Origin of the sequence: Lacticaseibacillus manihotivorans DSM 13343 = JCM 12514 (assembly GCF_001435035.1) — a bacterium.
In the GTDB taxonomy this organism is placed as follows: domain Bacteria; phylum Bacillota; class Bacilli; order Lactobacillales; family Lactobacillaceae; genus Lacticaseibacillus; species Lacticaseibacillus manihotivorans.
Genome location: NZ_AZEU01000164.1, coordinates 4,202 through 19,674, shown reverse-complemented (window position 1 = coordinate 19,674; position 15,473 = coordinate 4,202). Strand labels below are relative to the sequence as shown.

15 protein-coding genes are annotated in these 15,473 nt (G+C 49.6%); 13 read left to right on the top strand and 2 right to left on the bottom strand.

Going from position 1 to position 15,473, the window contains the following annotated elements; all coding sequences use genetic code 11:
• The coding region (locus FD01_RS16640) for a PLDc N-terminal domain-containing protein (RefSeq protein ID WP_235802953.1) at positions 1–705 on the bottom strand (705 nt) is incomplete at its 3' end.
• A gap of 103 nt (positions 706–808) precedes the next feature.
• Between FD01_RS16640 and FD01_RS09520 the strand changes: the two genes are divergently transcribed.
• Complete coding sequence (locus FD01_RS09520; RefSeq protein WP_056963934.1) at positions 809–1,411, top strand: nitroreductase family protein; 603 nt, start codon at positions 809–811, stop codon at positions 1,409–1,411.
• 64 nt (positions 1,412–1,475) lie between these two features.
• Here FD01_RS09520 and FD01_RS09515 read toward each other — a convergent pair whose 3' ends face one another.
• Positions 1,476–1,862 (bottom strand): ribonuclease HI family protein, encoded by a 387-nt coding sequence (locus tag FD01_RS09515; RefSeq protein WP_054716321.1) that lies wholly within the window; start codon positions 1,860–1,862, stop codon positions 1,476–1,478.
• A 107-nt stretch (positions 1,863–1,969) separates the two neighbouring features.
• On the opposite strand from FD01_RS09515, the gene FD01_RS09510 reads away from it, so the two are divergent.
• The 12 genes from FD01_RS09510 to pyrE all read left to right on the top strand — a co-directional run bounded on the left by FD01_RS09510 (position 1,970) and on the right by pyrE (position 15,319).
• Positions 1,970–2,389 (top strand): EbsA family protein, encoded by a 420-nt coding sequence (locus tag FD01_RS09510; protein WP_054716318.1) that lies wholly within the window; start codon positions 1,970–1,972, stop codon positions 2,387–2,389.
• Entirely contained in the window at positions 2,382–4,055 is a 1,674-nt protein-coding gene (locus tag FD01_RS09505; protein WP_056963932.1) for a formate--tetrahydrofolate ligase, read from the top strand. Before FD01_RS09510 ends, FD01_RS09505 begins: the two co-directional genes overlap by 8 nt.
• A 26-nt stretch (positions 4,056–4,081) precedes the next feature.
• Complete coding sequence (lspA, locus tag FD01_RS09500) at positions 4,082–4,537, top strand: signal peptidase II (RefSeq protein ID WP_056963930.1); 456 nt, start codon at positions 4,082–4,084, stop codon at positions 4,535–4,537.
• Positions 4,537–5,454: an RluA family pseudouridine synthase gene (locus FD01_RS09495; RefSeq protein ID WP_054716358.1), complete on the top strand. Its 918-nt coding sequence runs from the start codon at positions 4,537–4,539 to the stop codon at positions 5,452–5,454. The genes lspA and FD01_RS09495 overlap by 1 nt, the downstream gene beginning before the upstream one ends.
• Positions 5,455–5,606: 152 nt before the next feature.
• Positions 5,607–6,149, top strand: a complete 543-nt coding sequence (gene pyrR, locus FD01_RS09490; RefSeq protein ID WP_054716312.1) for a bifunctional pyr operon transcriptional regulator/uracil phosphoribosyltransferase PyrR — start codon at positions 5,607–5,609, stop codon at positions 6,147–6,149.
• A gap of 3 nt (positions 6,150–6,152) precedes the next feature.
• Complete coding sequence (locus FD01_RS09485) at positions 6,153–7,439, top strand: solute carrier family 23 protein (protein ID WP_056963928.1); 1,287 nt, start codon at positions 6,153–6,155, stop codon at positions 7,437–7,439.
• Between the two features lies 1 nt (position 7,440).
• Positions 7,441–8,379 (top strand): aspartate carbamoyltransferase catalytic subunit, encoded by a 939-nt coding sequence (locus FD01_RS09480; protein WP_056963926.1) that lies wholly within the window; start codon positions 7,441–7,443, stop codon positions 8,377–8,379.
• Positions 8,363–9,631 carry a dihydroorotase gene (locus tag FD01_RS09475; RefSeq protein ID WP_056963924.1) on the top strand — a complete coding sequence of 423 codons (1,269 nt, stop codon included), beginning with the start codon at positions 8,363–8,365 and terminating at the stop codon, positions 9,629–9,631. The genes FD01_RS09480 and FD01_RS09475 overlap by 17 nt, the downstream gene beginning before the upstream one ends.
• A 25-nt stretch (positions 9,632–9,656) precedes the next feature.
• Positions 9,657–10,751: a carbamoyl phosphate synthase small subunit gene (locus FD01_RS09470; protein WP_056963922.1), complete on the top strand. Its 1,095-nt coding sequence runs from the start codon at positions 9,657–9,659 to the stop codon at positions 10,749–10,751.
• Positions 10,744–13,923 (top strand): carbamoyl-phosphate synthase large subunit, encoded by a 3,180-nt coding sequence (gene carB / locus FD01_RS09465; RefSeq protein ID WP_056963919.1) that lies wholly within the window; start codon positions 10,744–10,746, stop codon positions 13,921–13,923. The genes FD01_RS09470 and carB overlap by 8 nt, the downstream gene beginning before the upstream one ends.
• Before the next feature lie 51 nt (positions 13,924–13,974).
• The gene (pyrF, locus tag FD01_RS09460; RefSeq protein ID WP_054716310.1) at positions 13,975–14,694 is read left to right on the top strand and encodes an orotidine-5'-phosphate decarboxylase; all 720 of its coding nucleotides are present in this window, start codon (positions 13,975–13,977) and stop codon (positions 14,692–14,694) included.
• Entirely contained in the window at positions 14,687–15,319 is a 633-nt protein-coding gene (gene pyrE / locus FD01_RS09455; RefSeq protein ID WP_056963917.1) for an orotate phosphoribosyltransferase, read from the top strand. The genes pyrF and pyrE overlap by 8 nt, the downstream gene beginning before the upstream one ends.
• The last annotated feature ends 154 nt before the right edge of the window (positions 15,320–15,473 follow it).

The window sequence follows — 15,473 nt, the reverse complement described above, 5'->3', positions numbered from 1 at the left end:
CCCGCCAATGTAGCCGATTTGGTCATCGATGATCACGATTTTGCGATGCAGGCGATAGTTCATGCGAAAATCCGCGATCAAATGTTTTGAAGAAAAATAGGATTCTGCCCAACCCCCAGCTTGAATCAAAGGACGCCACCATTTAGCCCCAGCGCCCATGGAACCCCAGGCGTCATACACCACGCGCACAGTGACGCCTTGTTGGGCCTTTTTGATCAACAAATCGCGCAGTTGCGTGCCTAAGGCGTCAGGGTAAATCGTGTAGTATTCGACTAAAATTTCAGATTGTGCTGCTTCAATATCCGCAAACAACGCCGCAAACTTCGCTTGGCCGTCATAAAATAATTTCACGTCGCCATTATGCAAAAGTGGCGCGCGCGCCAAATTTAGAAATAAATTGATCAATTCCTGTCCCGCCTTAGTGGTGGTCGGCACCAAGCGACCTTTGGCATTAGCCGCTTTTTGCAGGTGCACAAACGCCGCACTGGCCTTAGCATATTCGGCTTGGATCAGGCGCATTTTTTTGGCAGAAAGGCGCCGCCCGACAAATAAATAAATGACAAAGCCAACGCCCGGCAAAAAGATCAACACCAAGAGCCACGCCCAAGTCGTCGCGATATCTCGCACCGATCGTAGGACGGTGAAGATGGCGCCGAGGGTGTTCACAATTAATAAAATAATGAACAGCTCCGTAAATAACGACATGCGTACCTCCGTACAAAATAATTAATTTTAACTTATTCTATTTACTTACAAAAAGCAAGCTGGTACAATGTAACCATACTTAAATCAAAGGTGGAACCCAATTATGAATACAGACTTATTAAACTTATTGCAACAACGCCGCTCCATTTACGCTTTAGGTAAGAACATCAAAGCGTCCAACCAAGAAATCGTCGACTTAGTTGAAGATACTATTCAAGCAACGCCAACGGCCTTCAACTCCCAAACCACTCGCGCTGTGTTCTTATTCGGCGACAAGCACGACCAATTATGGGACATCGTGGTCAAGCGCCTCAAGTCTGAAGTGCCAACGGAAGCCGCTTATGAAAAAACCAAGCAAAAAATTGCCAGCTTCAAAGCTGCATATGGCACGATCCTTTACTTCACCGACACTAAAGTCGTGCATCAACTAGAAAAAGACTTCGCACTTTATGCTGACAACTTTGCTACTTGGGCTGAACAAGGCCAAGGCTCGGCGCAACTCAACACTTGGGTCGCTTTAGCTAACAACAACATCGGCGCTTCCTTACAACATTACAACCCACTGATCGATGACGAAGTGGCTAAGGCTTTTGATATTCCTGAAGGCTGGTCCTTACGTGCCCAAATGCCTTTCGGTGAAATCCTGTCTCCTGCAGGTGACAAAGACACCATGGCTAAAGCAGATCAATTTAAAGTCTTAGGTTAATTGTAACAAACTGAATCACCAGACACACGTGTTGCTTCTATATCAGAAGTGATCCGTGTGTTTTTTAATGGGCAGCGTGCAAACCTTGTTGTGCCAGCATATGGGCACCACGATTTTCTCGTTCCGGGACCCATTGCCAAATCACTTGCTCAAAACTGTCGATCAAGTCAAATAATTCGTCGACTTGTGCCTGGTAATGCTTAGCGTAGTGTTTGTCCAAAGATTGAATCACTAATTTGGAATCACTGGCAAAGCTAACAAAGCCTTGTAGTTCCAGATTTTGCAGGCGCTTAAACCCGGCGATGGCGGCAGCAAATTCGGCTTCATGATTCGACATTTCTGGTAAGCTGAGATGCGTTTGGTCTTGTTCACCATTGGCCACGATCAAAATCCCCACACCAGCTGGTCCAGGATTGCCCAATGTCGCAGCATCTGTATTTAATTTGATCATGATGAGCCTCGCATTTTCGTAAATTTGACCTCTGTATTGTATCACACGCCCACATCACATCAGGGGCGTGGTATCATTAAGCTTATGGATTCGAAGGAGGGACCAGCTTGCATACTTATCGGTATCAACCCACAGGCGTTGATTGCGCGATTTTTTGGGGCTTGATTTTAGCTGGCATCGGCACCGGCGTGATTTTTCAGATGGAAATTGGGGCGTATGATTATCTCTATTGGCCGCCGATGGCATTTGTGGCTGCGATGGTGATTGCTGGCATCATCCAAGTGTGGCGCTTGCAGCTCGTGATCGACCAAGATCAAGTGATCATTCGGCGAATTTTTCCCGGAAATAATATTCAGCTCCCAATTAATACAATTATTGGCGTATATGCGAACAAATATAGTCTTATCCTCGATACCCGTTCGTATGGTAAAATAAAATTGGTTCGCATCGGCCACCTGCACTCGCTGTTAGCGGACCTATCAACAGTTGGCATCCACGTCACACAAAAAGGGGAAACTAATGTCTGATATTGAAATTGCTCAAGCAAATGAACGCACCGAAATGTTACCGATCACCAAAGTCGCCGAAACCATTGGCTTAACACCTGATGATCTGGAATTATACGGCAAAGCCAAAGCCAAATTGAGCTATCCCACGCTCAAGCGCTTGGCAGAAAAAAAGCCAGGGAAACTGGTCTTGGTCACATCCATCAACCCGACGCCTGCAGGTGAAGGCAAATCCACGGTCACCATCGGCTTAGGAGATGCCTTAAACTTACGCCATCAAAACGCCGTCATCGCTTTGCGCGAACCATCCCTTGGCCCAGTGATGGGCATGAAAGGCGGCGCCACTGGTGGAGGCTACTCTCAAGTTGTGCCGATGGAGGATATCAACTTACATTTTACTGGCGATATGCACGCCTTGACCACTGCCGTTGATACTTTGGCGGCCTTGATCGATAACCACTTGCAACAAGGTAACGCCTTAAACATCGACCCGCGCCGGATCACTTGGAATCGCGTATTAGATATTAACGACCGCTCCTTGCGCCATACTGTAATCGGTGTCGGTGGGGCCACCAGTGGAGTGCCGCGCGAGAATTCGTTTGATATCACCGTGGCCTCTGAATTAATGGCGGTGTTGTGCTTGTCCAAGAACATGCATGAACTCAAAGCACGTATTTCAAACATTGTCATTGGCTTCACCTACGATCGCAAACCGGTCACAGTGGCTGATCTTGAAGTCACCGGCGCTATTGCGATGTTATTGAAAGACGCTTTAAAGCCTAACTTGGTGCAAACCTTAGCGCATACGCCAACGTTAATTCATGGCGGACCTTTTGCCAACATCGCGCATGGTTGTAACTCCGTGTTAGCCACCCAAACCGCTTTGGCACTAGGGAACATTGCCTTAACTGAAGCTGGATTCGGTGCGGATCTTGGGGCTGAAAAGTTCATGGACATCAAAACCCCAGTGCTCGGCAAAACCCCAGATGCTGTGGTGATCGTCGCCACAGTGCGCGCCTTGAAGTACAATGGTGGCCAACCGCTTAAAGAATTAACGACCGAAAACCTCGATGCTTTGAAAAATGGTTTCAAAAACCTCAAAAAGCACATCGAAAACATGCAACGTTACGGTCGCCCAGTGTTAGTGGCGATCAACCAATTTGTATCCGATACCCAGGCAGAACTTGATGCCTTGATCAAAGCCTGTGCGGACCTCGGTGTGCAAGCTTTCGCCTCTGATGTTTGGGGTCAAGGCGGCAAAGGGGCCTTGCCATTAGCAGATGCTTTAGTCGCTGCCTTGGATCAACCCGGAGAATTCAAACCATTATATGATGTCAACAAGCCAGTGAAAGACAAGATCTTAACTATCGTGCAAAAGATTTACGGTGGGGCAGATGTCGTGTATGATCATAAAGCAGAACTGGCATTAAAGACCATCGCCCAAAATGGCTGGGATCACTTGCCCATTTGCATGGCCAAAACCCAGTATTCACTGTCAGATGACCCCAAAGCTTTAGGGGCACCAACTGGCTTTACCATGCATGTCCGTGATATCCAACCGAAACTTGGGGCTGGCTTCTTAGTGGTACTGACTGGTTCCGTGTTGACCATGCCAGGTTTGCCAAAGCGGCCTGCTGCCATGAATATGGATGTGTCCGATGATGGTGTGATTTCAGGACTGTTTTAAACTTTAATTTTTGGAGGAATCGTTTTTTGGTGATTTACTTGTTGTTGGCAGTCGGCTTAGTGGCCGCAGACCAATTGATCAAAGCATGGGTCGTGGCGCACTTGGCCATCGGCGAAACCATTGGCTTCATCCCGGGTGTCTTGAGTTTGACGCACATTAAAAACACCGGTGCGGCCTTTTCAATGCTGGAAGGGAAGCAATGGTTTTTCTATGTGATCACAGTCGCGGCCATCGGCGTCGTGATTTGGTTATGGAAAGACTCCAAAGGCTTTCGGACATATCGCTTAGGCTTAGTGTTTATCTTGGCTGGGGCGATAGGGAACTTCATCGACCGCCTGCGCCAAGGCTTCGTCACGGATATGTTCCAAGTGGACTTCATGAACTTTGCGATTTTTAATTTCGCCGATGCTTGCTTGACGGTTGGCGTGATTTTGGTGTTGATCCACTTGCTTTTTTTTGACGGCAAAAAGCCGGTGCGCTAATGGATGAGTTAACCATTACGGATCAAACAGGGCGCATTGACAAAGTGATCGCTGAAAATTTCGATGACGTGACGCGTTCACAAGCGCAAAAATGGCTCGCAAGCGGTCATGCGCAAGTCAACGGTGTCGCGGTTCAACCAAAATATAAAGTGAAACCAGGTGACGTGATCACCATCACGCGCCCTGAGCCTGTGCCGCTTGAAACTGTTGCCCAAGACATTCCAATAGACGTGGTGTATGAAGACGACCAAGTGATCGTGGTCAATAAACCGCAAGGCATGGTGGTGCATCCAGCGCCAGGGCATCCAGATGGCACCTTGGTCAACGCAATTTTAGGTCACACCAAGCTCACTGGCATCAACGATGTCTTGCGGCCTGGGATCGTCCATCGCATCGACAAAGACACCAGCGGTTTGTTGATGGTGGCCAAAACCGCCGTCGCCCAAGCTTCGCTGTCTGCCCAACTCAAAGCTAAAACTAACACTCGCGTTTATTTGGCGATTGTACATGGCAATATCAAAGAAGACTCAGGTACCATTGATGCGCCAATTGGCCGCGATTTTAAAGATCGCAAAAAGCACGCCGTCGTCGCTGGTGGCCGACATGCCGTGACGCATTTTAAAGTGTTGGAACGCTTTGGCGATTATACGTTGGTGCAGTGTCAACTGGAAACCGGTCGCACGCATCAAATTCGCGTGCACATGGCGTATATTCATCACCCAGTGGCAGGCGATCCGTTGTATGGACCGAAGCGCACCTTGCCGAACAAAGGGCAGTTTCTTCATGCCCAGACCTTAGGCTTTGTGCATCCAACCACTGGCGAATACCTCGAATTCAAAGTGGATCCGCCAACAATTTTTCAAAAAACTTTAGCGGATTTGCGTGCAGGCATTGACAAAACTCGTGTGATTCGATAAGCTATTTACAACTTAACAAGCACCTTTAACTAAGTCCAGAGAGGCTTAGAAGGTATCACGTCTGCTGCGGCAGATCAATTACGACTGACGGTCGCCTTCTAACCAAACTGGATAGAAGGCGACTTTTTTGATACCAAAAGGAGAGAGAAATTATGGCAAAGCAAGTAGTCGATGGGGTCACCATGCAACGGGCATTAACACGGATCACGTATGAGATCATCGAACAAAATAAGGATCTAAATGAATTGGTGATCGTCGGGATCAAAACTCGCGGCATTTACTTGGCAGATCGCATCGCCAAGCGCTTGAACCAATTGGAAAACATTGATGTCCCAGTCGGGGAACTCGATATCCGCATGTATCGTGACGATGTCCACAAACTCGATCATTCCTTAACGCCAGATGTTGAAGGCTCAGATCTGCCAGTTTCCATCACCAACAAGCATGTGATCTTAGTCGATGACGTCATTTTCACTGGCCGTACGATCCGCGCCGCACTGGATGCCTTGATGGATCAAGGCCGTCCGAACAAAATCAGCTTGGCAGTGTTGGTTGATCGCGGTCATCGTGAACTCCCAATTCGTCCAGATTTTGTCGGCAAGAACATTCCCACTGCTTTGTCAGAAGAGATCAACGTGGAAGTTTCCGAACTCGACGGCGAAGATGGCATTTCCATTTCCAAGCTGGAGGCGTAATGCATGGCTTATCATAACGACGACGCGGTTTTAGATATTCATGACCGCCCAGCATTTGGCCACTGGCTCGGCCTTTCGGTGCAACACTTGTTCGCCATGTTTGGCTCCACTGTGTTAGTACCGATCTTAGTGGGCTTGGATCCAGCCATCGCGCTGTTTTCAAGCGGTGTCGGCACCTTGCTTTACATCTTGATCACCCGCGGTAAGATCCCAGCTTACATGGGCTCGAGCTTTTCTTTCATCACGGTGATGCAAGCCTTGATGAAAGGAGCCGGTTATCCTGCCATCGCCCAAGGCACCATCGCCGTTGGGTGTGTGTACTTGATCGTGGCCACCATCGTGAACTTCGCCGGCTCAGCTTGGATCGACAAAGCCTTGCCACCGATCGTGGTGGGTCCGATCGTCATGGTCATCGGCTTATCCTTAGCTGGGACTGCCGCAACTGATGCCACGATGCGGACGTTAGCAAACGGCACTAGCGTTTATGATATCAAGTACTTCGCAGTGGCGATTGTTACCTTGGCCGCAACCATTGCCTACAATATGTACCTGAAGAAATTCATTTCCTTGTTGCCAATTTTACTGGGCTTGATCACCGGCTACATTCTCGCTGTGATCGTCGGTATCGTTGATTTCACCCCAGTCCAACAAGCCGCCTGGTTATCCTTACCAAAATTCCAAATTCCAGGCATCACTTATACCCCGAAATTATATTTAGACGCGATCCTTTCCATGGCGCCAATCGCCTTTGTCACCATGACCGAGCACATGGGTCACATCATGGTTTTAAATGAAATGACGCATCGCGACTTCTTCAAAGATCCAGGGCTGAACCATACTTTAGCCGGGGACGGTACCGCCTCGATCATCGCTGGTTTCGTCGGCGGCCCGCCAGTCACTTCTTACGGTGAAAACATCGGCGTCATGGCCATGACCAAAGTCCATTCCGTTTGGGTCATCGGCGGCGCTGCCGGGTTTGCAATCTTGTTCGCCTTTATCGGCAAGTTGTCAGCTTTGATCCACACCATTCCCAGTCCAGTCATCGGTGGTATTTCCTTCCTATTATTTGGGGTCATCGCTTCGAACGGATTGAAAGTGTTGATCGATAACAAAGTGGACTTTAACAAAAAGCGCAACTTAATGATCGGCTCCACGATTTTAGTCATCGGCATCGGCAACGCCGTCTTGAAAATTGGGACCTTCCAATTTTCCGGTTTAGCGTTAGCCACAGTCATCGGCATTTTGCTCAACTTCATTTTGCCACAGCACGCTGCCAACGAGGAGGCATAGCATGTCCATTACAGATTTCGTTTCAGCAAACCAAGTCACCCCGCAACTCGCAGATCTTTTGATTCAGCGCGCCGAGGCGTTCAAGGGCGGGGCAACACCCAACTTGCCATTACCGATGTATGCAGCGAATCTGTTTTTTGAACCAAGTACGCGCACACACACCAGCTTTGAAATGGCCGAACGCAAACTCGGCATGACAGTATTACCTTTTGATCCGCGGCAAAGTTCGGTCACCAAAGGCGAAACTTTGGCTGACACCTTACGCACACTGGCTGCCATCGGCGTGCAAGTCGCCGTCATTCGCCATCCAGTCAATGCTTACTATCAATCCCTTTTGGCTGAACACTTGCCACTGCATATTGTCAATGCAGGCGATGGCGCTGGCCAGCATCCCAGCCAAATGATGCTAGATCTGATGACCATCCATGAAGAATTCGGTCATTTCAAAGGGTTGAAAGTCGGGATCGTCGGGGACTTAAGTCATTCTCGGGTCGCCAAATCCGATATGCAAATGCTGCATGACCTTGGCGCTGAGCTCACCTTCTCTGGTCCCAAAGCTTGGTACACCAAAGAATTTGAAAAATACGGGCCTTATGAACCGATGGCTGACATTGTCCCAAAAGTCGATGTCTTAATGCTTTTGCGGGTGCAATTCGAACGCTTAAGCGAAGCTGAAAAAGCAGAATTTTCTGAAGCGACTTATCACGAACGCTTCGGGTTATCCGATCAACTTTATCCAAAATTGAAAAAATCTGCGATCATCATGCATCCAGCCCCAGTCAACCGCGGCATCGAACTTGCCGATGACTTGGTGTTATGCCCACAATCGCGGATCTTCCAGCAAATGCACAATGGCGTGTTCATGCGCATGGCGATGTTGGAACAAATAATGCAACCACAAGCCACTGAAGGGAGTCGCGTTCATGCATTTACTCATTAAAAACGCTCACGTTGTCGGCCCAGAACCATTTGACGGCGACTTGTTAACCACCGATGGGGTGATTTCCGCGTTAGGGCACGACTTACACGCCCCAGCCAAAACCACAGTGATCGACTTAAAAGGCGCCACTTTAATGCCAGGGCTAGTCGATGTGCATGTGCACTTCCGCGAACCGGGCTTTGAAGCCAAAGAAACCATCAAGACTGGTGCGCAAGCAGCCGCGCACGGCGGCTTCACCACAGTGGTCGCGATGCCAAACTTGAACCCCGTCCCAGATAATGTTGACGACCTTGAACATTTAATTGAAAAAAATCATCAAGACGCTAAGATCCATGTGCGACAATTTGCAGCAATTACCGCAGGCCTGCATTCCCAAAAGCCTACCGACTATGCCGGTTTACGTGCTGCAGGCGCGCTAGGATTCTCCAATGATGGCGTCGGGGTGCAAGATGCCGCCACCATGTATCAAGCCATGCAAGGCGCCGCTGCAGTCAATGCCCCGATCGTCGCGCACATCGAAGATGAAGGTTTTAAAGGAGACGGCGTGATGAATGCTGGGCCAAAAGCTGACGAGCTGGGCTTGCCTGGCATGAGCAATTTGACCGAAACCGCCCAACTGGCGCGCGACTTGGTATTAGCCGAAGCTAGCGGCGTGCACTATCACGCTTGCCACGTGTCCACTGCAACGTCGGTTGACTTGATTCGCTTTGCCAAAGCACGCGGCGTCAACGTCACTGCTGAAGTCAGCCCACATCATTTGCTGTTAGCGGACCAAGATATCCCTTCAGACAATGCAATGTACAAGATGAACCCACCATTGCGCAGTGAAAAAGATCGCCAAGCCTTGATTGCCGGATTGTTAGACGGCACGCTTGATATGATCGCCACGGACCACGCGCCACACACCGCCGAAGAAAAAACTGGCTCCATGGTGAAGGCATCTTTTGGCATCGTCGGGAGCGAAACCGCTTTTGCCTTGTTGTACACGCACTTTGTGATGACCAATATCTTCACCTTAGAACAATTGGTCAACTGGATGAGCACCAGCCCAGCTGAAAAGTTCGGCTTAAACGCTGGCCACTTGTTAGTCGGCGAACCCGCAGACTTCACGGCGATGGATCTATGCACACCTTATTCGATTGATCCCAAAGACTGGTTCTCCAAAGGCCACAACAGTCCATTCATTGGGGAAGTTGTATACGGTCGCACCTTGTACACCATCGCCGGCGGACGCATCGCGTATAAAGCATAGCTTGCAAAAGGGAGGAGCAATTATTTTGAAACGTTATTTGATCCTTGAAGACGGCAGTGTGTTTGCAGGTGAGGGCTTTGGCGCCGAATCTGTCACCACTGGCGAAATTGTGTTCAACACTGGGATGAGCGGTTATCAAGAAACCATCACGGACCAAAGTTACAATGGTCAAATCATCACCTTCACTTATCCTTTGATCGGTAATGCCGGTATCAACCGCGACGACTATGAAAGTATCAATCCCACAGCCAAAGGGGTGGTGGTGAAGAACTTAGCTCGAGTCACCGGCAACTGGCGCGCCCAAATGAGCTTAGACGAATTCCTGAAGCGCAAACACATTCCAGGCATTTCTGGGATCGACACCCGCGCCTTGACTAAACGCTTGCGCTCAGTCGGCACCATGAAGGCAAGTATCGTCGATGCGGCTGACGCGCATGCCTTTGATCAACTCAAAGCTTTAGTTTTACCAAAAAATCAGGTCCAACAAGTGGCCACCACGCAAGCTTATCCTGCACCTGGCACTGGGCGCAACGTCGCAGTCGTCGATTTTGGATTAAAGCACTCGATTTTACGCGAACTCGCCAAGCGCAACTGCAACTTGACCATTTTGCCACCAACCATCACTGCCGCTGAGATCCTCGATCTCAATCCTGATGGGGTGATGCTCACCAACGGCCCTGGCGATCCGAAAGATGTGCCTGATGCTTTGGACATGATCCGCGGCATCGAAGGTAAAATTCCATTATTTGGGATCTGCTTAGGCCATCAACTATTCGCCTTAGCCAACGGCGCTGACACTTTCAAAATGAAGTTCGGCCACCGCGGGTTCAACCACCCAGTACGTGAAATCGCCACTGGCCGCATCGACTTTACCAGCCAAAACCATGGCTACGCGGTCGATCCTGATTCGATCGATCCCGACCAATTACTGGTTACACACGTTGAAATCAATGATCACACTGTCGAAGGGTTACGTCATCGCTTGTATCCCGCATTTTCTGTGCAATTTCACCCAGATGCAGCGCCTGGTCCCCATGATGCTGACCACTTGTTTGACGAGTTTATGGAAATGATGGATGCATTCAACAACCGTGAAGGAAAGGAACTGACTCATGCCTAAACGCGAAGATATTCATAAGATCTTAGTCATCGGCTCTGGCCCGATCATCATCGGCCAAGCTGCAGAATTTGATTACTCCGGCACCCAAGCTTGCTTGGCGCTGAAAGAAGAAGGCTATGAAGTTGTTTTAGTCAATTCCAACCCAGCCACCATCATGACTGACAAAGAAATCGCCGATCAAGTTTATATCGAACCGTTAACCAAAGAATTCGTGAGCCAGATCCTGCGCAAGGAACTGCCTGATGCGATTTTACCAACCATCGGCGGGCAAATCGGCTTGAACTTAGCGATGGAATTGGCTAACTCTGGCATTCTTGAAGAACTCCACATCGAATTACTGGGGACCAAGCTTTCTGCGATCGACCAAGCCGAAGACCGCGAACTGTTCAAGAACTTGATGCAAAAACTCCACGAACCGATTCCTGAATCCACCATCGCGCACAATTATGATGAAGCCAAAGCTTTCGTAGATGAAATTGGTTTCCCTGTGATCGTCCGTCCGGCGTTCACCATGGGTGGCACTGGTGGTGGGATCGCCAAAAACGCGGATCAGTTAGCCACCATTGTTGAAAATGGTTTGAACTTGTCGCCAGTGACCCAATGTTTGATCGAACGCTCCATCGCCGGCTACAAAGAAATCGAATTTGAAGTGATGCGCGACGCCGCTGACAACGCGATGGTCGTTTGCAACATGGAAAACTTTGATCCCGTCGGTGTGCATACTGGTGATTCCGTCGTGTTCGCCCCAGTGCAAACCTTGACCGATAAAGAAGTCCAAATGTTGCGGGATGCCTCCCTTAAAATCATCCGCGCCTTGAAAATCGAAGGTGGCTGTAATGTCCAGTTAGCCTTAGACCCCATCAGCTTCAAGTATTACATCATTGAAGTTAACCCGCGGGTCAGCCGTTCTTCTGCTTTAGCCTCTAAGGCTACCGGTTACCCGATCGCCAAAATGGCCGCTAAGATCGCGGTGGGTTTGACCCTTGATGAAATCAAAAACCCGATCACTGATGCCACTTACGCTGAATTTGAACCGATGCTCGATTATGTCGTCGCTAAGATCCCACGCTTCCCATTTGATAAGTTTGAAAATGGGGATCGCACCTTGGGTACCCAAATGAAAGCCACAGGCGAAGTCATGGCAATCGGCCGCACCGCTGAAGAAGCGTTGCTCAAAGCAGTGCGCGGTTTGGAAGTCGGCGCAGTGCACTTGTGGCGTCAAGAAGATGCGGACTTCACCGATCAAGAATTGTCCGACAAGATCATCACGCCAAATGACATGCGCTTGTTTGCCATCGCCGAAGCCTTCCGCCGGGGGTATACGATCGCAGAAATCTCAGAATTATCCGGGATCAACGAATTCTTCTTGGATAAGATCTTGCACATCATTGAATTAGAAGACCAACTCAAGGCCAATGTCGATGATGATGACTTGCTGAAAATCGCCAAGGAAAATGGTTTCGCAGACGTTACCATTGCCAAGTTCTGGCATGAATCTGCCGATGACATTCGCGATCACCGCAAAGCCACTGGCATTGTCCCAGTTTACAAAATGGTGGATACGTGTGCCGGTGAATTCGAATCGACCACCCCATATTTCTACAGCACTTATGAAACCGAAACCGAATCCGTCCGCTCTGACCGCGAAAGCATTTTGGTGTTAGGGTCTGGTCCGATCCGCATCGGCCAAGGCGTGGAATTCGACTACGCGACAGTGCACTCGGTCAAAGCGATTCAAAAAGCTGGGTATGAAGCCATCATCATGAACTCCAACCCAGAAACAGTTTCTACCGACTTCTCGATTTCCGACAAATTGTACTTTGAACCGTTGACCATTGAAGACGTGTTGAACGTCATCGATTTGGAACAACCAAAAGGGGTCATCGTGCAATTTGGTGGGCAAACGGCCATTAATTTAGCCGCACCACTAGCAGCCCATGGTGTCAAGATCTTAGGCACCAGCTTAGATGACTTGGATGCCGCTGAAGATCGCGATCGCTTCGATGAAATCATCAAGGAATTGAAGATCCCGCAACCAGTTGGCGGCACTGCCACTGATAAAGCCGGCGCTTTGACGATCGGCAACAAGATCGGTTATCCCGTTTTAGTCCGCCCGAGTTATGTCTTAGGCGGCCGGGCGATGGAAATCGTGCATTCTGAAGCAGAGCTCGCGAATTACATCGACCGCGCGGTATCGGTTTCCAACGATCATCCCGTATTAGTCGATCAATATTTAGTCGGCACTGAATGTGAAGTCGATGCGATCACTGATGGTAAAACCGTGGTGATTCCTGGGATCATGGAACACATCGAACGCGCAGGCGTCCACTCAGGCGACTCGATGGCCGTTTATCCCCCTCAAGATTTCTCTGATGACGTCAAAGCACAAATCGAAGACTATACCATTAAGTTGGCCCACGCATTGCACTGTATCGGCATCATGAACATTCAATTCATCGTGCATAACAGTCAAGTGTATGTCATCGAAGTCAACCCGCGGGCTAGCCGGACGGTACCATTCTTGAGCAAAGTGACCGGTGTGGCCATGGCGCAAGTTGCCACGCAAGCCATTTTAGGCAAAGACCTTTCAGCGCTTGGCTTTGGAACTGGCATTTTACCAGTGCGTCCAGGCGTGCATGTCAAAGCCCCAGTGTTCAGCTTCTCTAAGCTTAACGCAGTAGACTCCATGCTCGGACCGGAAATGAAATCCACTGGTGAAGTCATGGGCTCTGATGCCACCCTTGAAAAAGCCTTGTACAAAGCCTTTGAAGCCAGCCACACCCACTTGCCAGCCTTTGGGACTGCCTTGTTTACGGTTGCCGATAACGACAAAGCTGAAGCCGTCGCCTTAGCCAAGCGCTTTCGTGAAGTCGGGTATCAAATTGTTGCCACAGCCGGCACTGCCAAAGCGATGGAAGAAGCAGGCATCGCTGTGACTGCCATCGCCAAGCTCGGTGAAAACGGTGAAAACGCGATCCTCGATGCCATCGCCGATCAAAAACTGCAGCTAGTGGTCAACACCACCAGTGCCGATCGCGCCACGACCAGTGATGGTTACTTGATCCGCCAAACTGCGATCATGCACGGGGTGCCGCTGATGACCAGCTTGGATACCGCCAATGCGATTGCATCAGTGCTTGAATCACGGGCCTTCACCACGACTGCGCTATAACCTAAAACTACCAGACCCGCGTCTGGTAGTTTTTGTGAGAAAGGAGTTAGCATGCAACCGATCATTGCGTTAGATTTTCCCAACAAACAACATGCTTTGGATTTTATTTCCAGATTTGATGCCAGCGAACCCTTATTTGTGAAAGTCGGCATGGAATTGTATTACGCAGAAGGGCCACAAATCATTCGCGACTTACAAGCGTTACGGCCTATGAATATTTTCTTAGACTTGAAACTGCATGACATTCCGCATACCGTGGAAATGGCCGCTTACCAACTCGGACGTTTAGGCGTCGCCTTGACAACAGCGCATGCGGCAGGAGGGCGCGAGATGTTGGCCGCAGCGAAGCGGGGACTTTTGGCAGGGGCCAAAGATGCCGGATGTTTACCGCCGCGTTTGCTTGCCATCACCCAGCTGACTTCGACCGATGAAGCGATGCTCCATGACCAACTCCAAATTCAAGGCCCAGTGCGCGAATCGGTCAAGCATTTGGCCGCTTTGGCGCAAAGCGCAGGCGCTGACGGAGTGGTTGCAAGTGCTCAAGAAACACAAGACATTCGCCAAGTCGTGCGGCCCGATTTTCTGATCATCACCCCTGGTATTCGCCCAGCAGGCGCTGACATCGGCGATCAAAAACGCGTCGTCACCCCGGCTCAAGCCAAACAACTTGGGAGTTCCGGCATTGTCGTCGGCCGACCAATCACCAAAGCTGATGATCCAATCAAGGCTTATCATCAAATTCAAACAGAATGGAGTACTGATCATGACTGAAATTGAAAACCAAATCGCGCAAGATCTTTTGACTATTGGCGCGGTGACCTTACGTCCAAAACAACCATTTACTTGGGCTAGCGGGATCAAATCGCCAATTTACACGGACAATCGCATCACGATTTCCTACCCGGAAGTACGCGACCGCATTGCCAGTGGTTTAGCCCAAGTCATCCAGCGCCAGTTTTCTGACGTCGAAGCCATCGGCGGGGTGGCCACAGCTGGGATCCCACACGCCGTGTTAGTTGCCGATCGGCTGCATTTGCCAATGGCTTACATTCGTAGCAAGCCTAAAGACCACGGTCAAGGCCGCCAAATCGAAGGGCGTTTAGTTGAAGGCGCCAAAATGGTCTTGATCGATGACTTACTGAGCACTGGTGGCTCAGTGTTGAAAGCCGCTGCCGCCGCTAAGCGGGAAGGCATGAATATTATCGGCGTGGTGGCGATTTTCAGTTATCAACTACCAGCTGCCACGACCAATTTTGCTGAGGCTGGCGTGCCGTTCACCACATTGACCAACTACACGGCCTTGATCGAACAGGCCAAGAGTTTGGGACAAATCGATGATCAAGAATTAGCCATGCTTCACGCTTGGCGCCAAGATCCTGAACACTGGCAAGCCTAGATTCAACCAATTCCGCTGCGACGAGATGTCGTAGCGGTTTTTTTATTTTTCAATTGATACTCTTTTATCTTTAAATCAGGCTTTTAAAATTGTATTGCTGTCCGGTATCGTAAGTGTGTTTTGAATCTTTCAGTTAGCCTTACCAGTTGCCTAA